19 protein-coding genes are annotated in these 20,596 nt (G+C 72.9%); 6 read left to right on the plus strand and 13 right to left on the minus strand.

The genetic code is table 11. The features are described from left to right. The first annotated feature begins 98 nt into the window (after nt 1-98). Together ftsH and AH6_RS28700 are read left to right on the plus strand one after the other, a co-directional pair. Nucleotides 99-2,144: an ATP-dependent zinc metalloprotease FtsH gene (ftsH, locus tag AH6_RS28695; protein ID WP_245679512.1), complete on the plus strand. Its 2,046-nt coding sequence runs from the start codon at nt 99-101 to the stop codon at nt 2,142-2,144. Then, entirely contained in the window at nt 2,141-2,596 is a 456-nt protein-coding gene (locus AH6_RS28700; RefSeq protein ID WP_067486021.1) for a hypothetical protein, read from the plus strand. Before ftsH ends, AH6_RS28700 begins: the two co-directional genes overlap by 4 nt. Here the strand turns inward: AH6_RS28700 and AH6_RS28705 are convergent. The 4 genes from AH6_RS28705 to AH6_RS28720 all read right to left on the minus strand — a co-directional run bounded on the left by AH6_RS28705 (nt 2,586) and on the right by AH6_RS28720 (nt 5,681). After that, nucleotides 2,586-3,935 carry a pentapeptide repeat-containing protein gene (locus tag AH6_RS28705; protein WP_067486022.1) on the minus strand — a complete coding sequence of 450 codons (1,350 nt, stop codon included), beginning with the start codon at nt 3,933-3,935 and terminating at the stop codon, nt 2,586-2,588. The two genes, AH6_RS28700 and AH6_RS28705, sit on opposite strands and share 11 nt — an antisense overlap. Before the next feature lie 19 nt (nt 3,936-3,954). After that, nucleotides 3,955-4,470, minus strand: coding sequence for a transglutaminase-like domain-containing protein (locus AH6_RS28710; RefSeq protein ID WP_067486024.1), 516 nt, complete (start codon nt 4,468-4,470; stop codon nt 3,955-3,957). Continuing rightward, entirely contained in the window at nt 4,470-5,210 is a 741-nt protein-coding gene (gene dapB / locus AH6_RS28715) for a 4-hydroxy-tetrahydrodipicolinate reductase (protein ID WP_083983562.1), read from the minus strand. Before dapB ends, AH6_RS28710 begins: the two co-directional genes overlap by 1 nt. Nucleotides 5,211-5,306: 96 nt before the next feature. Then, a complete protein-coding gene (locus AH6_RS28720) occupies nt 5,307-5,681 on the minus strand; it encodes a phage holin family protein (protein WP_067486026.1) in 375 nt (124 codons plus the stop codon). A 109-nt stretch (nt 5,682-5,790) separates the two neighbouring features. Here AH6_RS28720 and AH6_RS28725 point away from each other — a divergent pair, with 109 nt between their 5' ends. Continuing rightward, nucleotides 5,791-6,888: an AI-2E family transporter gene (locus AH6_RS28725; protein ID WP_067486027.1), complete on the plus strand. Its 1,098-nt coding sequence runs from the start codon at nt 5,791-5,793 to the stop codon at nt 6,886-6,888. A 34-nt stretch (nt 6,889-6,922) separates the two neighbouring features. On the opposite strand, the gene AH6_RS28730 is transcribed toward AH6_RS28725, so the two are convergent. From AH6_RS28730 to AH6_RS28745, 4 genes are all read right to left on the minus strand, one after another. Beyond that, on the minus strand, nt 6,923-8,248 hold the full coding sequence (locus AH6_RS28730; protein WP_067486029.1) for a M16 family metallopeptidase: 1,326 nt from the start codon (nt 8,246-8,248) through the stop codon (nt 6,923-6,925). Nucleotides 8,249-8,343: 95 nt separating this feature from the next. After that, nucleotides 8,344-10,698 carry a polyribonucleotide nucleotidyltransferase gene (locus tag AH6_RS28735; RefSeq protein ID WP_067486056.1) on the minus strand — a complete coding sequence of 785 codons (2,355 nt, stop codon included), beginning with the start codon at nt 10,696-10,698 and terminating at the stop codon, nt 8,344-8,346. Nucleotides 10,699-10,978: 280 nt separating this feature from the next. Continuing rightward, entirely contained in the window at nt 10,979-11,248 is a 270-nt protein-coding gene (rpsO, locus tag AH6_RS28740) for a 30S ribosomal protein S15 (protein WP_030164035.1), read from the minus strand. A gap of 279 nt (nt 11,249-11,527) precedes the next feature. Further along, complete coding sequence (locus AH6_RS28745; protein WP_067486058.1) at nt 11,528-12,472, minus strand: bifunctional riboflavin kinase/FAD synthetase; 945 nt, start codon at nt 12,470-12,472, stop codon at nt 11,528-11,530. 191 nt (nt 12,473-12,663) lie between these two features. On the opposite strand from AH6_RS28745, the gene AH6_RS28750 reads away from it, so the two are divergent. From AH6_RS28750 to AH6_RS28760, 3 genes are read left to right on the plus strand one after another with little or no spacing between them, the layout of a single operon-like run. Further along, a complete protein-coding gene (locus tag AH6_RS28750; protein WP_245679513.1) occupies nt 12,664-13,611 on the plus strand; it encodes an endonuclease/exonuclease/phosphatase family protein in 948 nt (315 codons plus the stop codon). 46 nt (nt 13,612-13,657) lie between these two features. Next, the gene (locus tag AH6_RS28755) at nt 13,658-14,236 is read left to right on the plus strand and encodes a hypothetical protein (RefSeq protein ID WP_067486031.1); all 579 of its coding nucleotides are present in this window, start codon (nt 13,658-13,660) and stop codon (nt 14,234-14,236) included. A 52-nt stretch (nt 14,237-14,288) separates the two neighbouring features. Then, nucleotides 14,289-15,308 carry an SCO family protein gene (locus AH6_RS28760; RefSeq protein WP_067486032.1) on the plus strand — a complete coding sequence of 340 codons (1,020 nt, stop codon included), beginning with the start codon at nt 14,289-14,291 and terminating at the stop codon, nt 15,306-15,308. 13 nt (nt 15,309-15,321) lie between these two features. Here AH6_RS28760 and truB read toward each other — a convergent pair whose 3' ends face one another. From truB to infB, 5 genes are all read right to left on the minus strand, one after another. After that, nucleotides 15,322-16,194: a tRNA pseudouridine(55) synthase TruB gene (gene truB, locus AH6_RS28765; RefSeq protein ID WP_067486033.1), complete on the minus strand. Its 873-nt coding sequence runs from the start codon at nt 16,192-16,194 to the stop codon at nt 15,322-15,324. Between the two features lie 5 nt (nt 16,195-16,199). Then, a complete protein-coding gene (locus AH6_RS28770; RefSeq protein ID WP_067486035.1) occupies nt 16,200-17,246 on the minus strand; it encodes a DHH family phosphoesterase in 1,047 nt (348 codons plus the stop codon). Next, nucleotides 17,243-17,731, minus strand: a complete 489-nt coding sequence (gene rbfA / locus AH6_RS28775) for a 30S ribosome-binding factor RbfA (RefSeq protein ID WP_067486037.1) — start codon at nt 17,729-17,731, stop codon at nt 17,243-17,245. The genes AH6_RS28770 and rbfA overlap by 4 nt, the downstream gene beginning before the upstream one ends. A 35-nt stretch (nt 17,732-17,766) precedes the next feature. After that, a complete protein-coding gene (locus AH6_RS28780) occupies nt 17,767-18,075 on the minus strand; it encodes a DUF503 domain-containing protein (RefSeq protein ID WP_245679514.1) in 309 nt (102 codons plus the stop codon). 223 nt (nt 18,076-18,298) lie between these two features. After that, the coding region (gene infB / locus AH6_RS28785; protein ID WP_083983565.1) for a translation initiation factor IF-2 at nt 18,299-20,596 on the minus strand (2,298 nt) is incomplete at its 5' end.

The raw sequence follows: 20,596 nt of genomic DNA on the forward strand, positions 1-20,596 counted from the left end.
TGCGTACGGGGGGATCAGTCGTGCCGTCGAAGCCGACAGGGCAGCCGACAGGACAGCCGTCAGGGCAGCGGACGGGACGATCCGACCAGCGGCGGTCGGTGCCGCCGCGCGACCGGCCCGACCAGCCCTGGCGCGCCGAGGGCGTGCCGCCCGGCAAGAAACCGGCCAAGGACGGCGACGGCGCCCGCGGGCGCGGCTTCAAGCCCAACCGCACCACCTACTTCTGGCTCCTGCTGCTGGTGGTGTTCGGCCTCAGCTACCTGTCGATGCACTTCACCGGCCAGCGCGAGACCGCCACCATCCCCTACACCGCCTTCACCCAGCAGGTGGCGGCGGGCAACGTCAAGGACGTCTACACCAAGGGCTTCCAGATCCAGGGCGAGCTGAAGTCCCCGCAGCAGGTCCCCGGCCAGGACGACGCCAAGAAGACCTACACCGGGTTCGAGACCCTGCGCCCCGCCTTCGCCGACGACAAGATCTACAGCGACCTGGTGAACAAGGGCGTGGTCGTGGCGGCCAAGCCCGTCACCGAGGACCGCGGCTTCCTGGCCAACCTGCTGCTGTCGCTGCTGCCCACGCTGCTGTTCGTAGGCCTGTGGATCGCGGCGATCGTGTGGATCCAGCGGCGGATGGCCGGGGGCGGCGGCGCGGGCGGGCTGATGCGCGGCTTCGGGCGCTCGCCCAAGCCCGTCACGCCCGACGAGAAGCGCGCCACCTTCGCCGACGTCGCCGGGATCGACGAGGTCGAGGCCGAGCTGAGCGACGTGGTCGACTTCCTCAGGCACCCCGACAAGTACCGCCGGCTGGGCGCGCGCGTGCCGCGCGGCGTGCTGCTGGCCGGGCCGCCCGGCACCGGCAAGACGCTGCTGGCCCGCGCGGTGGCCGGGGAGGCCGACGTGCCGTTCTACTCGGCGGCGGCCTCGGAGTTCATCGAGATGGTGGTGGGCGTGGGCGCGGCCCGGGTGCGCGAGCTGTTCACCGAGGCCCGCAAGACCGCGCCGTCCATCATCTTCATCGACGAGATCGACACCATCGGCCGCACCCGGGGCGGCGGGGCCAGCATGGGCGGCCACGACGAGCGCGAGCAGACCCTCAACCAGATCCTCACCGAGATGGACGGCTTCTCCGGCTCCGAGGGCGTGGTGGTGATCGCCGCGACCAACCGGCCCGACATCCTGGACCCGGCGCTGATGCGGCCGGGCCGCTTCGACCGCACGGTGGTGGTGTCGCCGCCCGACCAGGACGGCCGGGTCGCGATCCTGAAGGTGCACACCCGCGAGGTGCCGCTGGCGCCGGACGTGGACCTGACCGCGATCGCGCGGATGACGCCCGGCATGACCGGCGCCGACCTCGCCAACCTGGTCAACGAGGCGGCGCTGCTGGCGGTCAAGCGCGGCAAGGACGCGGTGGACATGGCCGACGTGCAGTCGGCGGTCGAGCGGGTGCAGCTCGGCACCCGCCGCACCCTGGTCATCCCGGTCCAGGAGCGCCGCCGCACCTCCTACCACGAGTCCGGGCACGCGCTGCTCGGCATGCTCCAGCCGGGCGCCGACCCGGTCCGCAAGATCACGATCGTGCCGCACGGCCGCGCGCTGGGCGTGACCGTCTCCACCCCCGACTCCGACCGCTACGCCTACGACCAGGAGTACCTGCGCGGCCGGATCATCGGCGCGCTGGGCGGGATGGCCGCCGAGGAGCTGGTGTTCGGCGTGGTGACCACCGGCTCCGAGAGCGACCTGGAGCAGGCCACCAAGATCGCCCGCAGCATGGTGGGGCGCTGGGGCATGTCGCAACGCGTCGGCCCGATGTCGGTGCTGCCGTCGGAGAACGCCGACCCGATGGCCCAGTACGCGGCGCAGGGCACCCTGACCGTGGTGGACGAGGAGACCCGGCGCATCGTCGAGGACTGCTACGCCGACGCGCTGCGGATGCTGGGCGACAACCGCGACAAGCTGGAGTCGCTGGCCGACACGCTGCTGGAGCACGAGACGCTGGACGAGGAGGCGGCCTACCGCGCCGCCGGGATCACCCGCGTCCTGCCCGCCGGTGACGAGGCCCCGGCCATCACGGCGGGCGGCTCCGGCGCTGACGGCGACCATGACATCGGCCATGCCGACGACCGACGTGGGGACGACACCGAATGACCAGGCTCCTGGGGGCCGCGCTGCCCCTCGCCCTCGCCCTCTCCCTGACGGCCTCCGGCACGGCCGAGGCTCACCAGAAGCCCGACGTGGCCCTGACGGGCACCGCCCCGGAGCAGATCGCCCCCGGGGAGACCTTCACCATCGAGATCACGGCGTCCAACCGGGGCGGGCGCGGCGCGGTGCGCCTGCTGGACCGGGTTCCCGAGACGCTGCTGGACGTCACCTGGACCTGCGCCCCGCTGGACGAGGCCGAGTGCCGTCCCGGCGGAGGCCAGGGCAACGACGTGGACGTGCGGGCCTGGTTGCCGCCCGGCGGACGGGTCGTGCTGCGCGTCGAGGGCGTCGCGGCGCACGCCCCCGAGGACGCCCTGATCCGCAACACCGCCGTGCTCGACCCGCCGTCGCGGCGCTCGGTCACGACCGTCACCCGCGTGCGCGGCCCTATCTTTTGACGCGTCCGCGCAGCGCCAGCACCGCCAGGCCGAACAGCACGGGCCCGGTGAAGCGCAACACCAGCTCGATCCACTCCCCCGTGGCCGTCAGCTTCTGCTCGGGGCCGCGCAGGAACGACGTCGCCGCGCGCAGGCTGTAGCGGATCGAGTCGGCGTAGTCCATGCGGGCGCCGGGCGGATAGCCCCAGGCCAGGAAGGCGGCCGCGCACAGCGCCACCAGGACCGCCAGCGCCGCGAACGCCCGCCAGGCCCGCAGCCCGTAGCCGGACACCGCCCAGTACGACCACAGCAGCGCGTACTCGCCGCGCGCCGCCAGCCAGCCGCGCCACTGGCGGTCGCGCAGCAGCTCGCGGGCACGGACGCGGAGGGCCAGGCGGCGCAGGTCCATCTCACCGTAGTAGAAGTCGGCCGCGCCCGGCTCGTCCTTGGCGTCCTCGCGGCTCTTGCGCAGCGCCCGGTAGGTCTTGACGACCTCGGTGGCCGACGCGGGCGGCACGCGGGCGGGCCAGTCGGCGGGCAGCGCCCAGAGGGCGGCGTGCGGGCCGTTGGCCGCGCGCCAGCGGCGCTCGTCGCCGGTGATCCGGCGGCGGCTGACCCGGACGCTGCGCGGCGTCCAGCCGAACGCGTCCTCCTGCTCGATCTTCACCTTCTCCAGGTTGTGCGCCACGGTGAACTTGCAGGCCGACAGGTCCACGTCGCCGAAGGTCAGGTTGCTCAGGTCGGTGCCGCTGACGCTGACCATGCGCGGCCGTCCGCCCTCGCGGCCGGCGACGCGGTTCGGCGCGACCAGCGAGGCCGGCCCCAGCTCGCAGTCGGTCAGCAGGACGTCGGCGCCGGAGACCAGGAGCTGGACGCCGCCGGAGAACCGGACCCGGGTGGCGTCGACCTGCGGGGTGTCGGCCTCGACGCGGACCCGCCGCTCGAAGACCGCGCTGCGCAGCACGATGCGGCCAGAGCGGAACGGGCCCAGCAACGAGGCGTCCTTGAAGACCGCGCGGTTGAGCCGCACCGTCCCGGTGATCTCAGCGCCGTCCAGCTGCGGCCCGTCGGCGAAGGACACGCCGCTGAACCGGAGGCTCCCGGCCACCTCGACGTTCCGGAAGTCGGCGTACCTCGCGAAGCGGCCGTTGTAGAAGTCGGCCTCCGCCTCGAAGACCGCGCCGTTGAACGACGTCCAGCCCTGGAAGACCGCGCCGCCGAAGTCGGCCCCGCCGCGGAAGACGCATCCGGAGAAGTCGGCGTCGCCCTCGAAGACGTGGCCGTGGAAGTCGGCGTCCGCCTCGAAGACCTGCCCGGAATAGTCGACATCGCCGGTGTGCACGCGTTCGTCGGAGATCACCCGCGCACTGTAGCGATCCTCAGCCCGCCGGTTCGATCGCCTCCAGAGGCGACGGGGGCGGGCTCGCGTAGATGGTCGTGCCGTCCTGCTCACCGCGCGCGGGGTCGGCTTGGACGGCCACGCGGTCCTCGTCGGCGGAGAACTCCACGTCACCGCGCGGGTCGAGCCGCACCCAGCGGTCGTCGATCAGCGCGGCGACCAGGCCGTGCACGACGAAATCCGGACCGTCGCCGTCGCGCAACCGCTGGTAGCACAGCCCCGCCTGGACGCCCCCGGCCCGCAGCAGCGCCACCAGCAGGTGCACCCTGCCGGAGGGAGAACCACCGCCCTCGGCGAGGACGTCGGAGGCGCGCCAGCGGCCGCCGGCTCCCCCGTCGTCGGTGATCTGGTCGCGGACGAACACGAACGCCAGCCGCGCGAGCGCGATGTCGTCGCCGGTGCGCAGCTCCGCCGCCTTCGCCTGGACCAGCGGGTGCTCCAGGTCGACGGCCTCGCCCGCGCCCAGGTAGTCCCAGGGTTGGTCCGCGAACTCCATCACAGGCCGAGCAGCGACTCGATGCCGAGGGTGAGGCGGTCGGGCAGCCCGGCGACCTTGCGCACCGACAGCAGCACGCCCGGCATGAACGACTCGCGGTTCATCGCGTCGTGCCGGATGGTGAAGGTCTCGCCGTGCCCGCCCAGCAGCACCTCCTGGTGCGCGATCAGGCCCGACAACCGCACCGCGTGCACCCGCACGCCGTCCACGTCCGCGCCGCGCGCGCCCGGGACCTCGGAGGTGGTGGCGTCCGGCGACGGCTCGACCTTGGCCTCGGCGCGGGCCGCGGCGACCAGCTCGGCGGTGCGGAACGCGGTGCCCGAGGGCGCGTCGGCCTTGTTCGGGTGGTGCAGCTCCACGATCTCGACCGACTCGAAGAACGGCCCGGCCTTCTGCGCGAAGCTCATCATCAGCACCGCGCCGATGCCGAAGTTCGGGGCGATCAGCACGTTGCCCGAGGCTCCGGCCGCCAGCCAGGAGCGCACGGTGTCCAGCCGGGACGCGTCGAACCCGGTGGTGCCGACCACGGCGTTCAGGCCGTGCTCCACGCACCACCTCAGGTTGTCCATGACCACGTCGGGGTGGGTGAAGTCCACCACGGTCTCGGCGCCGGCCAGCGCGTCGAGCGGCTCGCCCTGGTCCACCGCGGCGACCAGCTCCATGTCGTCCGCGCCCGCGACGGCCCGGCACACCTCGGCGCCCATGCGGCCCCGCGCGCCCAGCACCCCAACCTTGATCACGTCGTCCTCCCGGCTTGACTCGGCGTCGAGCCTATCGCGGCCGGGCGGACGCCGTTCCCGCTGGTCGCGGGGCGCGCAGAGCCAGTCGGCCCCCGGTCAGTCGTCGTCGGAGACGAACAGGTTCAGCAGCCAGCTCACCACGCCCACGATGATCGCGCCCCAGAACGCCGGCCAGAACCACTCCACGTGGAAGGGCAGGTTCATCTTGCCCGCCAGCCAGCTGGTGAGCATCAGCAGCGCCGCGTTGACCACCAGGGCGAACAGCCCCAGCGTCAGCACGTAGAAGGCGCAGCCGAACACCTTGATGAGCGGTTTGAGCACCGCGTTGACGATGCCGAAGATGACCGCGACCACCAGCAGCGTGAGGGCCTGCTTGCCCCAGGACGCCGCGGTGACGTCCACGCCCCGGACCAGCGCGGTCGCCGCCCACAGCGCGATCGCCGAGATCACGACCCGAATGAGGATCTTCATGTCCGGCTTACTACCCGAGCGGTGATCATTTGTAACGGGTCGCGCACCGAGCGGAGTTAACGCAGGTCGCGCCGGGGAAGGTAATGATCAATCACTTCGGGGAGGGCGTATGGCGGCGGCACCGGACCGGTCCCGGTCTCCCGGCTGGGCCCCCGGCCTGGTGCTGCTCATCGGGGGCGCGGCCGCGGTGCTGGTGGTGGCCGGGCTGAAGGCCACCTCCTCGATCGCCGGGCCCACGCTGCTGGCGCTGGTCATGACGATCGCGGTGAGCCCGCTGCGCCGCTGGCTGGAACGGCACCGGATGCCGTTCTGGCTGTGCGTCGCGGTGCCCCTCGCCACGGTGATCATTCTCCTGCTCGCGCTGGGCGCGGCGCTGGCGCTGTCGGCGGCGCAGCTCGCCTCGATGTTGCCGGGCTACAGCCAGGAGTTCAACGACCTGCTCAAGAGCGTCACCGACCAGCTCGCCGCGCACGGCATCGACCAGGGCAAGATCCAGACCGCGCTGTCGAAGCTCGACCCGGGTCAGCTGTTCTCGTTCGTGCAGGGCTTCCTGGACGGGCTGCTCAGCGCCTCGTCGGCGATCGTGCTGATCGTGCTGATGCTGGTCGGCATGTGCATGGACGCCACCGGCACCGCGCGGGTGCTGGAGCAACTCCAGCCCCGGCAGCCGGAGCTGGTGGCGGCGCTGCGCGGCTTCGCCCGCGACATCACCCGCTACCTGGTGGTCAGCACCGTCTTCGGGCTGATCGTGGCGGCGCTGGACGTGGTGGTGCTGTACGTGTTCGACGTGCCGGTGCCGCTGCTGTGGGGCCTGCTGGCGTTCCTCACCAACTACATCCCCAACATCGGCTTCGTGGTCGGGCTCGCGCCCCCGGCCGTGCTCGGGCTGCTGAACGGCGGCTGGACCGACATGGTGTGGATCATCGTGGCCTACTGCGTCATCAACTTCGTGTTGCAGACGCTGATCCAGCCCAAGTTCCTGGGCAACGCGGTGGGCCTGTCGTTCACGCTGGTGTCGTTGTCGCTGCTGCTGTGGGCCTGGGTGCTGGGACCGCTCGGCGCGATCCTGGCGGTGCCGCTCAGCAGCCTGGCCCGCGCCCTGCTGGTGGACGTCGACCCGTCCAAGAAGTGGCTGGGCTCGCTGCTCAGCTCGGCGGTGGACGGGCCCGCGCCCCGGGTGAAGCCCGACGGCGGCGTCAAGGACTGAGCGGGCCGCCGGGCCGTACGCGCCGGAGGATCGGTCAGAGCGCGAAGTCGCGGTCGCCGAACGGGCCGATCACCGTCAGCGCCTGCGGCTGCGCCAGCACGTCGGCGGCGACCTCGCACACCTCGTCCAGCGTCACCGCCTCGATGCGGGCCAGCACCTCGTCCACCGGCAGCAGCGACTCGTACACCAGCTCGCTCTTGCCGATCCGGCTCATCCGGGACCCGGTGTCCTCCAGGCCCAGCACCATCGCGCCGCGCAGCTGGCCCTTGCCGCGGGCGAGCTCCTCGGCGTCCAGGCCGTGCTCGGCGGCCTTGGCGACCTCGTCGCGGCAGATCGACAACACCTCGTCGACCTTGCCGGGCTGGCACCCGGCGTAGACGCCGAACACGCCGGTGTCGGCGTACTGGGAGGTGTAGCTGTAGACCGAGTAGGCGAGGCCCCGCTTCTCGCGGATCTCCTGGAACAGCCGCGAGGACATGCCGCCGCCGAGCGCGGCGTTCAGCACGCCCAGCGCGAAGCGGCGGTCGTCGGTGCGGCACACGCCGAGGCCGCCGAGCACCAGGTGGGCCTGCTCGGTGTCCTTGTCGATCACCCGCACGGTCGGCGCGGCGGGCCAGGCGTCGCCGCCCAGGCGCGGCGCGGCCGGGCGGCGGTCGCCGTCCAGCCGGTCGCCGAACGCGGCGGCGGTGAGCCGCACGACCTCGTCGTGGTCGATGTTGCCCGCCACCGCGACGACCAGGTTCTCCGGGACGTAGTGCTCGCGGTAGTAGCCGTGGATGCGGTCGCGCGACAGCGCGTTGATGGAGTCGACGGTGCCGAGGATCGGGCGGCCGACCGGCACGTCGCCGTACAGCGCGGTGGAGAACTCGTCGTGGATGAGGTCGCCGGGGTCGTCGTCGCGCATGTGGATCTCTTCGAGGATCACCCCGCGCTCGGCCTCGACGTCCTCGGGCCGGTTCACCGACGCCGCGACCATGTCCGACACCACGTCCACCGCCAGCGGCAGGTCCTGGTCCAGGACCCGCGCGTAGTAGCAGGTGTACTCCTTGGCGGTGAAGGCGTTGAGGTCGCCGCCGACCGCGTCCAGCGCCGCCGAGATCTCCAGCGCCGAGCGCCGCTCGGTGCCCTTGAAGAGCACGTGCTCCAGGTAGTGGCTGGCGCCCGCGTCGGCCGGGGCCTCGTCCCGCGAGCCCACGCCCGCCCAGACGCCGAACGCCGCCGACCGCACGGTCGGCAGGGTCTCGGTGATGACGCGCAGCCCGCCGGGCAGCACGGTGCGGCGCACCACGCCCGCGCCGTCGTGCCCGGGGTGGATCGTGTGGGTCGTGCCGGGCTCCTGGGCCCGCGCGGGCAGGGTCACGTGACGGCTCGCATTCACAGGTGTCGGAGGGGTGGAAACGGGCCGACCGGCCTGCCCCGCGAGGGGAGCAGGCCGGTCGGTCGCGCGACCTCAGGTCAGGAGTTGCGCTGGCCGGAGTCGTCGCCGGTGCGGCGGGTGCGGCGGCGGCGCGGGGCGCGCTTGTCGCCCTCGTCGTCGCCCTCGCCCTTGCCCTCGGAGCGGGCCTCGGCGGCGGCGGGGGCGGCCTGCGCCGGGGCGTCGCCCGCTCCGGCGTCGGCGCCGCCCTCCTTGGCGGCGGCCTCCCGGTCGACGACCTCGACCGGCACCAGCGACAACTTGCCGCGCTGGTCGATCTCGGTGACCTCGACCTGGATCTTCTCGCCGACCTTGATGACGTCCTCGACGTTCTCGATCCGGGCGCCGCCGTGCAGCTTGCGGATCTGCGAGACGTGCAGCAGGCCGTCCTTGCCGGGCAGCAGCGACACGAACGCGCCGAACGTCGTGGTCTTGACGACGGTGCCCAGGTAGCGCTCGCCGACCTCGGGCATGTGCGGGTTGGCGATCGCGTTGATCGCCTGCCGCGCGGCCTCGGCCGACGGGCCGTCGGTGGCGCCGACGTAGATGGTGCCGTCGTCCTCGATGGTGATGTCGGCGCCGGTGTCGTCCTGGATCGAGTTGATCATCTTGCCCTTGGGGCCGATGACCTCGCCGATCTTGTCGACCGGGACCTTGATGGTGATGATCCGCGGCGCGAACGGCGACATCTCGGCGGGCGCCTCGATGGCCTCGTTCATCACGTCCAGGATCGCCAGGCGCGCGCCCTTGGCCTGCTTCAGCGCGGCGGCCAGCACCGAGGCGGGGATGCCGTCGAGCTTGGTGTCGAGCTGCAGCGCGGTGATCAGGTCGCGGGTGCCGGCGACCTTGAAGTCCATGTCGCCGAACGCGTCCTCGGCGCCCAGGATGTCGGTCAGCGTGACGTACTCGCCGCCCTCGAAGATGAGGCCCATGGCGATGCCGGCCACCATCTGCTTCAGCGGGACGCCCGCGTCCATCAGCGACATGGTGGAGGCGCAGACCGAGCCCATGGAGGTCGAGCCGTTGGAGCCCAGCGCCTCCGACACCTGGCGGATGGCGTAGGGGAACTCCTCGCGCGTCGGCAGCACCGGCAGCAGGGCGCGCTCGGCGAGCGCGCCGTGGCCGATCTCGCGGCGCTTGGGCGAGCCCACCCGGCCGGTCTCGCCGGTGGAGTAGGGCGGGAAGTTGTAGTTGTGCATGTAGCGCTTGGTGCGCTCGGGGTTCAGCGTGTCGATCATCTGCTCCATGCGGAGCATGTTCAGCGTGGTGACGCCCAGGATCTGGGTCTCGCCGCGCTCGAACAGCGCCGAGCCGTGCACCCGCGGGATCACGTGCGCCTCGGCGCTCAGCTGGCGGATGTCCTTGACGCCGCGGCCGTCCATGCGGACGCCGTCGCTGACCACGCGCTCGCGGACCAGCTTCTTGGTCAGCGCGCGGAAGGCGGCCGAGACCTCCTTGTCGCGGCCCTCGAAGTCGGCGGCCAGCTTCTCGGCGGTGGCGGCCTTGACCTCGTCGATGCGGGTCTCGCGGTCCTGCTTGCCGGCGATGGTGAGCGCCTCGGCCAGCTCGGCGCGGGCGGCGGCGGTCACCGCCTCCAGCGCGTCGTCGTTGTAGTCGAGGAAGATCGGGTAGTCGGCGGTGGGCTTGGCGGCCTCGGCCGCTAGGCCGCTCTGCGCCTCGCACAGGACCTTGATGAACGGCTTGGCCGCCTCCAGGCCCTCGGCCACGACCTCCTCGGTGGGGGCGGTCGCGCCCTCGCCGACGAGCTTCAGGGTGCCGGGGGTGGACTCGGCCTCGACCATCATGATCGCGACGTCGCCGTCGGCCAGCATCCGGCCGGCCACCACCATGTCGAAGGTGGCGCGCTCCAGCTCGGAGTGGCGCGGGAAGCCGATCCACTGGCCGTCGATCAGCGCGACGCGCACGCCGCCGATCGGGCCGGAGAAGGGCAGCCCGGCGAGCTGGGTGGACATGGAGGCGGCGTTGATCGCCACCACGTCGTACAGGTCGTCGGGGTGCAGCGCCATGATCGTCTCGACGACCTGGATCTCGTTGCGCAGGCCCTTCTTGAAGGACGGGCGCAGCGGGCGGTCGATGAGGCGGCAGGTGAGGATGGCGTCCTCGGAGGGGCGGCCCTCGCGGCGGAAGAACGAGCCGGGGATGCGCCCGGCGGCGTACATGCGCTCCTCGACGTCCACCGTCAGCGGGAAGAAGTCCAGGTTGTCCTTGGGCTTCCTGGACGCGGTGGTGGCCGACAGCACCATGGTCTCGTCGTCGAGGTAGGCGACGGCCGAACCCGCGGCCTGGCGGGCCAGGCGGCCGGTCTCGAAGCGGATGGTGCGGGTGCCGAACGACCCGTTGTCGATCACGGCTTCGGTGCTCAGGGCACCGTCGATGCGCGGAGCATCGGTCACGGAAACCTCCAGGTTTCGAGTACGTGCCCCCTGCGGTCGTTACCCGTGGCTTCGCGTGGCGCCGGTCTTCGATCGAAGCGTCCGGGACGGCCGGTCCCGCCGGTCGGGCGGGGGCGTTCCGGAGGCCACTACCGAGGACCGGCCGCAGCCGACGGTGTCCACGAGGGGCTTTGTTTCCAGTTATACGACCTGTGCGGCCGGTGAAACCGGCGCGGCCGTAAAAAGAGGGGGAGCGGCCCGGACGGGCCGCTCCCCCAGCGCGCTAGCGGCGCAGACCGAGACGCTCGATCAGCTGGCGGTAGCGGTTGATGTCCTTGTTGGCGAGGTACTTCAGGAGCCGGCGGCGACGGCCGACCAGCAGCAGCAGACCACGACGGCTGTGGTGGTCGTGCTTGTGCTCCTTGAGGTGCTCGGTCAGATCGTTGATCCGACGGGTGAGCAGCGCGACCTGGACCTCCGGGGATCCGGTGTCACCCTCAGTGGTCGCGTATTCAGCGATGATCTTGTTCTTGGTGGCGGTGTCGAGCGACACGAGGCTCCTTCAGTGAGATCGTCACCCGCAGAGTCCGGGCCCGGTGGGCGCGCGGGTCCGCATGGTGCGTTACATGGTGCGTCAGGGATCGTGGCGGACCGCATGAGGGTGCAGTCCACCGAGCCGGGGCCCATCCCGGCGACTATTCACCGTATCAGTTCTTTCCGCTGCCGTGGCCGGGCGGCCCCGCGGCCTGATACCGGGGCGCACGTTCGGGCGGAACTGGGCGGATATGGGGAGGAACGTCCGCCGATCCGGCGGCTATTCCCGGCCGGGCCGCTACGGGGCCAGGATCCGCCGCGCCTTGGCCACGTCGTTGTTCATCTCCTCGACCAGGGACTCGATCGAGTCGAACTTCAGGGTGTCGCGGATCCGCGCCTCGAAGTCGACCGCCATGTGCTCGCCGTAGAGGTCGAGGTCGTCGCGGTCCAGGGCGTACGCCTCCACCGTGCGCTCGCCCGCGCCCTCGAAGGTGGGGTTGGTGCCGATGGAGATCGCCGCGGGCCAGCGGGCCTGCGGGTAGCGGTCGGAGTCGCAGACCAGCCAGCCCGCGTACACGCCGTCGGCCGGGATGGCGGTGTGCGGCAGGGTCTCCAGGTTGGCGGTCGGGAAGCCCAGCGCGCGACCGCGCTGGTGGCCGCGCACCACCACGCCCTCGACGCGGTGCGGGCGGCCCAGCGCGTGCGCGGCGCCCTCGACGTCGCCGGACTCCAGCTTGGCGCGCACGTAGGTGGAGGAGATGGTGTCGCCGTTGGCCACCAGGGGCACCCCCTCGGCGGTGAAGTCGTACTTCTCGCCCAACTCCTGGAGCAGGGCGACGTCGCCCTTGGCCTTGTGACCGAAGCGGAAGTCCTCGCCGACGATGACGTGGGCGGTGTGCAGCCGCTCCACCAGGACCTGCCGGACGAACTCGTCGGGCGGGGTCTGCGACAGCTCCAGAGTGAAGGGCACCACCACGACCGCGTCGGTGCCGAGGCCCTCCAGCAGCTCGATCCGCCGCCGGGCGCCGGTCAGCAGCGGCGGGTGGGTGCCGGGGCGGACCACCTCGTCGGGGTGCGGGTCGAAGGTGACGGCCACCGACCGCAGCCCGCGCTCGGCGGCCTGCGCGCAGGCGGCGGCGACGATGCGCCGGTGCCCGCGGTGCACGCCGTCGAAGACGCCGATGGTGACCACGGACCTGCCCCAGTCGGCGGGAACCTCGTCGAGGCCATGCCAGCGCCGCACCATGCTCTCCCTGCGTAGGACTGCCTGCCCGGTCTTGTGTCGCCCTCAAGAGTGCCATGCGCCGTCCGGCGCGACGACCGAGGGGTTCCCGGTACCGGAACGGCGCACCCGGGATTCTACTCGCCGGTAGCCCGCGGCGGCGGCCCGCGGCGGTGTGCCGGGCACCGGGTGATCACGGGTAGCGTCGTCGCGTGACCCTCCAGACCAGGCCGCTGAGCCGGGGTGATCAGCCGCCGGACCGCCCCTCCGCCCGCCCGGGCCGCCGCGGCGCGATCATCGCCGCCGCGGCCGTGGTGCTGGCGGCGCTGCTGGCCGGGCACCGGCTGGTGCCCGGCAACGCGGGCACCCTGCTCGACACCGCGCTGCCGTGGGTGGGCCTGCTGATCCCGCTGTTGCTGCTGGCCGCCGCCCTCCGCCGGGCGCGGCTCGGCCTGGTCGCGACGGCGCTTCCGGCGGTGGTGTGGCTGGCGCTGTTCGGCACCGCCTTCCTTCCGGGCGGCGGCGGTTCCTACGACGTGCGCGCGGTCAGCCAGAACATGTACGCCGACAACCCCAGCCCCGCCGCGACCGCCGCCGCGCTGGTCGGCACCAAGGCCGATCTGCTGGCGCTCCAGGAGATGCCCTCCGGCGACCACCCGGCCCGGCTCAGCCGCGTCTACCCGCACCACGTGGTCAAGGGCACCGTCGGGTTGTGGAGCCGGTGGCCGCTGCGCGGCGCGAAGGTGGTGCCGCTGGGGCTGGGCTGGCCCCGGGCGCTGCGCGCGACGGTCGCCACCCCGAAGGGCGACCTGGCCGTCTACGTCGCCCACCTCGGCTCGGCGCGGCCCGGCCGCACCGGCGGGCGCGACGCGACCATGGACCGGCTCGCCGCCGTCGTGCGCGCCGACCGGGCCCGCCGGGTGCTGGTGCTGGGCGATCTGAACACCGCCACCACCGACCGCAAGCTGGGCGCGCTGGTGCCGCCCCTGCGGGAGTCGCAGCGCAGCGCGGGGACGGGGCTCGGTTTCACCTGGCCATCCCGGTTCCCGGTGGCCCGGCCCGACCACATCCTGTTCCGGGGCGTGGACGCCGTCGGCGCGGGCACGGTGCCCACCCCGGGCAGCGACCACCACGCCGTCCGGGCCGACTTCACGCTGTAGCCCCTGATCGGCTCCTCCCCGCCCCCATGGGAGGATGGGCCCGCTCATGCCCGATCAGCCCTTCACCCGACTCGCCCGCGCGGTCGTCTTCGCCACGGTCTGCCTGGCCCTGACCACCGCCGGTCACGCGTACGCCTCGTGCACCGACGTGCCGGGCGGCGCGGTGGCGCTGGGGTTCGTGCTGGTGACGGGCCTGGCGCTGGTCCTGGCGGGCGCCGAGCGCTCCTACCGGACGATCCTGGGCGCGCTGCTGGGCGCCCAGTTCGGGCTGCACGTCCTGTTCGCCCAGGCGACGGCGGGCACGGTCCACCACGCGGGGGTCCCGCTCGCCGAGGAGTCCGCGCGGGGCGGGACGGCCATGACGCTGGCCCACCTCGGCGCGGCCCTGGTCGCCGCCTGGTGGCTGCGCCGGGGCGAGGCGGCCGTCTGGGGGCTGGCCCGGCGGGTCGCCGCCGCGACCGGGGCGTCCTGGCGCGGGTTGTTCGACGCCCTCGCCCCGACCGCTCCTCCCGCCCGTCCCGCCGTCCCGGTCCCGGTCGCCGACCGGCCGGTGATCCACGCTCCGCTGCGGCACATCCTGATCAGCCGCGGGCCGCCCGCGGCGCTCTCCACCACGCCTTCCTGATCTCTCCCCCGCCGCGGCGGGGGCTCGTCTTTCGACTCGTGGAGAGTTCCGCATGCGTACTTCGACCTTCGCCGCCCTGGGCCTGGCCGGTGTGCTGCTCGGCACGGCGGCCTGCGGCGGCGACCCGGACCCCGCCGCCCCGGCGGCCGAGGCCGCCGGGCGCACGGCGTCCCCTTACAAGGCCACCGCGCTGCCCGCCTCGTACAAGATCCCCGACGTGCGGCTGACCGACGGCGACGGCCGCCCCTACGACCTGGCCGGGCGCGCCGAGGGCAAGGTGACCCTGCTGTTCTTCGGTTACACCCACTGCCCCGACATCTGCCCCACCACCATGGCCGACGCGGCGGGCGCGATGACGCTGCTGTCCCCGGCCGAGCGCGACCGGGTGCGGGTGGTGTTCGTGACCGCCGACCCGCGCCGCGACACCCCCAAGGTGCTCAAGGACTTCCTGGGCCGCTTCGACCGCTCGTTCGTCGGGCTCACCGGCCCGATGAAGACCATCCAGCGGGCGGCCGCCGACGCGAAGGTGTCGATCACGCCGCCGCCCGCCGACGCCAAGGGGAACTACCCCGTCTCGCACGGCAGCAACGTCATGACCTACGGGCCGGACGGGGCCGGGCGGCTGATGTTCCCCTACCAGTTCGGCAGCGCCGCCATGGCCAACGACCTCAAGGCGCTGCTGGCCAGGGAGAACGCCGGTGAGAACGCGGGACGCGCCGAGGTGCGCGTCACCGACGCCCGCGTGCGCGTGCCGTCCAGCCCCGACGTGACCGCCGGGTACTTCACCCTGACCAACTCCGGCCTGCCCGACACCCTCGTCGGGGTCTCCTCCCCCGCCGCTGAGACGGTGGAGATGCACCGCATGGTGATGGGCGACGGCACGATGAAGATGGAGCCGGTCAAGAGCGTCCCGGTGCCCAGGGGCACGGTGAAGTTCGAGCAGGGCGGGCTGCACCTGATGCTGATGAAGCCCCGCGCTCTCAAGGCGGGGACCACGGTGCCGCTGACGTTGCGGTTCGCCAAGGCGGGCGAGGTGACCGTCAACGCGACCGTGGTCCCGGCCGGGTCCTAGGAGGCTCTGGGCCTCAGGAGACGAAGACCGCCAGGGGCTTGGCGGCCTTGCCCTGCTCCTCCACCAGCGCCAGCAGGGTCCCGTCGGGGTCGAACACCCCGACGGGGCCCGGCCCCAGCCCGGCGGCGGGCAGCCGCCCGCCGTGCCGGACCTTGCGGGCGTCGTCCTCGGTCACGTCGCGGCGCGGGAACGCCGCCGTGACCGCCTCGCCGATCGGCAGGATCTCCGTCCGCTCGGCGAGCTGGTCGAGCGTGCGGGCCATGCCCAGGTCGTAGGGGCCGACGCGGGTGCGGCGCAGGGCGGTCAGGTGGCCGCCGACGCCCAGGCCCGCGCCCAGGTCGCGAGCCAGCGCCCGGATGTAGGTGCCCGACGAGCACGACACCGACACGTCCACGTCGATCAGGCCGCCCTCTCGGCGGATGCCGGTGATCTCGAACTCGTGGATCGTGACCGGCCGGGCCTTCAGCTCGACCTCTTCCCCCTTGCGGGCCATCTTGTAGGCGCGCTCGCCGTTCACCTTGATCGCGCTGACCTGCGGCGGGACCTGCTGGATGAGGCCGGTCAGCGCCGCGATCCCGGCCGTGATCTGCTCGTCGGCGACGTGGGCCGCCGACGCCGTCGCGGTGGTCTCGCCCTCGGCGTCGTCGGTGTTGGTGGTCTGGCCGAGCCGGATCGTGCCGTCGTAGCCCTTCTCGGTCAGCGCCAGGTGCCCCAGCAGCCGGGTGGCCTTCTCCACGCCGATCACCAGCACCCCGGTCGCCATCGGGTCGAGCGTGCCGGCGTGCCCGACCCGGCGCGTCCCGGCCAGCCGCCGCATCCTGCCCACCACGTCGTGGGAGGTCCAGTCGGCGGGCTTGTCGACGATGACGAGTCCTGATTCCACCACTGCGGTCACTCCGGTCGTTCGCTGCCGGGCGCCCGCAGGACGGCGCGCAACCGGTCGATGATGTCGGACGGGTCGCCGCTCGCGGTGAACGCCGCGGCCGTGCTGTGGCCGCCGCCGCCCAGCTCCACGCACGCCGACCCGACGTCGATGTGCCCCTTGGAGCGGATGGACACGTACCAGTCGTTCTCGTCGGTCTGCTTGCACACCACCGAGACCTCGGCCTCGTCGGTGCGGCGGAGCTGGTCGATGACCCCTTCGAGCTGGTCGTAGGGCACGCCCCGCGCGTCGCGGTCGGCGCGGCCGATGGTCGTCCAGACCAGGCCGAGCCCGCCCGCCGCGTCGCGCTCCAGCCGCGCCCGCGCCAGCGCGCCCGCCAGCACCTGGAGGTAGCCGAACGGGGCGCGGTCCCACAACTCGCGGCTGACGGTGTCGGGGCGCACCCCGGCCTTGAGCAGGCGGCCCGCCAGGTCGTGGTCCTGCGAGGTGGTGCAGGGGTACTTGAACGAGCCGGTGTCGCTGGCCAGCCCCGCGTACAGGCACTGCGCCACGTCGCCGGTCAGCGGCGCGCCCAGCCGCCGGATCAGCTCGTCCACCAGCACGGCGGTGGCGGCCGCGGCCGGGTCCACCAGCCGCACGGTGCCGAAGCCGCCGCCCGAGGCGTGGTGGTCGACCACCAGCAGCGCGCGGGCGCGGCCCGCGTTGGCCGCCAGTGAGCCGAGCCGGTCCGGCCCGGCCGCGTCCAGCGTGATCATCAGTTCCGGCGCGGCCGGCAGCAGCCCCGGCTCCACCAGAAGCTCCTGGCCGGGCAGGAACCGCAGGCTGGCCGGGACCGTGTACGGCTCGCCGAACGAGGCCAGCACCCGCTTGCCCTGGCCGCGCAGCACCTGGGCGAGCGCCAGCATCGAGCCGAGCGCGTCGCCGTCGGGCACGATGTGGCAGGCCAGGCAGATCTCGTCGGCGGCGTCGACCAGCTCCAGTGCGCCGGCCCAGTCCAGACCGGGCCACCGGTCGTCCCGGGGGCCCGGATCGCGCCGCGCCACCGGGACGGTCATGAGGAGGTACGCCCCGCGGCGTCGGCCTCGCCGGCGCCGTCGTCGTCATCCTCGTCGCCCGCCGCCTCGCCCGGCTCCTTGTAGGGGTTGGCGTCCCCGGCCGGGGTCGCGGTCTGCGCGGCCTTAGCCACCTCGGCGTCCCTGGCGCGCGCCTGGGCGAGCAGCTCGTCGATGTGCTGCACGTTCTCCATGACGGAGTCGAGGGCGAAGGTGATGCTGGGCGTGTGCCGGACCCCCGTCTGCCTGCCGACCTCCGAGCGGATGACGCCCTTGGCGCTCTCCAGCGCCGCCGCGCTGTCGGCGCGCTCGGCCTCGGTGCCGTACACCGTGTAGTAGACGGTGGCGTCGCGCAGGTCGTTGGTGATGCGGGTGTCGGTCACGGTCACGAAGCCGAGCCGCGGGTCCTTGATCCGCCGCTCCAGCATCTCGGCCACGATCTGCTGGATGCGGTCGGCGAGCTTACGCGCCCGTGCTGCGTCCACCACGATCGCACTCCCTTTCTATGGTTCGCGCGAGGAGGTCAGTCCTCGTCGTTGAAGAGCCGCCGCCGCGCCGACAGCAGCTCGATCTCGGGGCGACCGGCCACCAGCCGCTCGCACTGGTCCAGCACGTCGGTGGCGTTGGCGGCGCTGCCCGCCACCACCGCCACGCCGATCTCGGCCCTGCGGTGCAGGTCGTTGTCCCCGGTCTCGGCGACCGCGACGCCGGGGAAGCGCTTGCGCACCTCGGCGACGATCGGCCGGACCACCGACCGCTTCTGCTTCAGCGAGCGGACGTCCCCCAGCAGCAGGTCCAGCGTCAGCGCACCCACGTACACCTGGTCGATCACCTCGGGTTTCTCTGGAATGGAACGACGGCGGCCGGGCGGGGTGTTCCCGTCCGGGGCCGCTGGCCCCGGGGTACCCGTCCCCCGGCCGCCGACACGACATGACGCCAGGTTAGAAGATCAACCTGGCGTCATGGCACTGCTTTACCGCCCCGGCGCGGCCGGGACAGGGACGGCGGGACGGCCCCGCGTCGTCTCCTCGACGGGGCCGCCCCTACCGGTCGCCTCAGTCGCGGGGCTTCTCCCGCATCTCGAAGCACTCGATGGTGTCACCGAGCTTGATGTCGTTGTAGCCGACACCGATACCGCACTCGAAGCCCTCGCGGACCTCGGTGGCGTCGTCCTTGAAGCGGCGCAGCGACGACACCGTGAGGTTGTCGGAGACCACGACGCCGTCGCGGACGATGCGGGCCTTGGCGTTGCGCTGGATGACACCGGAGGTGACCATCGAGCCCGCCACGTTGCCGATCCGCGGCACCTTGAAGATCTCGCGGACCTCGGCGGTGCCCAGCTGGGCCTCCTCGAACTCCGGCTTCAGCATGCCCTTGAGGGCCGCCTCGACCTCCTCGATCGCCTGGTAGATGACCGAGTAGTACCGGATGTCCACGCCCTCGCGGTCGGCCATCTCCTGCGCGTTGCGCTCGGGCCGCACGTTGAAGCCGATGATGACCGCGCCCTCGGACGCCAGCGACAGGTTGACGTCGTTCTGCGTGATCGCGCCGACACCGCGGCGGATGACCCGCAGGCTGACCTCGTCGCCCACGTCGATCTTGAGGAGCGAGTCCTCCAGCGCCTCCACCGAACCGGACACGTCGCCCTTGAGGATGAGCAGCAGCTCGTCCCGCTCGCCGCGCTCCAGGTCCTTGAACAGCTCTTCCAGCGAGCTGGACTTGCGGCTCTTGAGCAGCTCGGCGTTGCGCTTGCGCGCGGTGCGCTTGTCGGCGATCTGGCGGGCCACCCGGTCGTCGTCGACGACCAGGAAGTTGTCGCCCGCGCCGGGCACGGCGGTGAGGCCGAGCACCAGCACCGGGCGGGACGGCTCCGCCTCCTCGACGAGGTTGCCGTTCTCGTCGTGCATCGCCCGGACGCGGCCGTGGGCCACGCCGCAGACGATGGAGTCGCCGACCCGCAGCGTGCCGCGCTGCACCAGCACGGTCGCCACGGCGCCCCGGCCCTTGTCCAGGTGGGCCTCGATGGCCGAGCCCTGGGCGGGCATGTCGGGGTTGGCCACCAGCTCCAGCTCGGCGTCGGCGGTCAGCACGATCGACTCCAGCAGGCCGTCGATGTTGAGGCCCTCGCGGGCCGACACGTCGACGAACTGCGTGGTGCCGCCGAACTCCTCGGCGACCAGACCGTACTCGGTGAGCTGGGCCCGCACGCGCTGCGGGTCCGCGCCCTCCTTGTCGATCTTGTTGACCGCCACCACGATCGGCACGCCGGCCGCGGTCGCGTGGTCGATCGCCTCGGTGGTCTGCGGCTTGACGCCGTCGTCGGCCGCGACCACCAGCACCACCAGGTCGGTGGTGTCGGCACCGCGGGCGCGCATGGCGGAGAACGCCTCGTGACCCGGGGTGTCGATGAAGGTGATCTTGCGGTCCTCGCCGTCCACCACGGTCTCGACCTGGTAGGCGCCGATGTGCTGGGTGATGCCGCCGGCCTCGCCCGCGACCACGTTGGCGTTGCGGATGGCGTCCAGCAGCTTGGTCTTGCCGTGGTCGACGTGACCCATGACGGTGACCACCGGCGGACGGGACTGGAGGTTGCCCTCGTCGCCCTCGTCCTCGCCGTACTCGATGTCGAACGACTCCAGCAGCGCGCGGTCCTCGTCCTCGGGGCTGACGACCTGGACGTCGAAGTCCAGCTCGGCCCCGAGCAGCTGCAGGTCGTCGGTGTCCACCGACTGCGTGGCGGTGACCATCTTGCCGAGGTGCATCATGATCGCCACGAGCGACGCCGGGTTGGCGCCGATCTTCTCGGCGAAGTCGGTCAGCGTCGCGCCCTGCGGCAGCCGGATGGTCCGGCCGTTGCCGCGCGGCGCCGAAACGCCACCGGCGGCGGGCGCCTGCATGTTCTCGAACTCTTGACGACGCGCGCGCTTCGACTTGCGGGCACGGCCCGGACGGCCGCCGGGACGGCCGAAGGCGCCCTGCGTGCCGCCGCGGCCGCGCGGACCGCCGCCACCGGGACGGGGACCGAAACCGCCGGGACGACCACCGCCGCCACCACCGGGACCGCCGCCCGCGCGGGGGCCGCCGAAGCCGCCGCCGCCACCGGGACGACCGCCGCCGCCGGGACGACCGCCACCGCCGCCGGGACGGCCACCGCCGCCACCGGGACCACGGCCGCCGCCACCGGGACCGCCGCGCCCCGGCGAGCTCGCCGGCCGCGAGGACGGCATGCTCATCGGGCTCGGACGCGGACCGCCACCGCCGCCGCCACCGGGACGCGGCGGCATGCCGCCCGGGTTCGGGCGCGGACCGCCCGCGCCGGGGGCACCGCCGGGGCGCGGCCCCGGACGGGCGCC

Origin of the sequence: Actinomadura hibisca NBRC 15177, assembly GCF_001552635.1 — a bacterium.
GTDB lineage: Bacteria > Actinomycetota > Actinomycetes > Streptosporangiales > Streptosporangiaceae > Spirillospora > Spirillospora hibisca.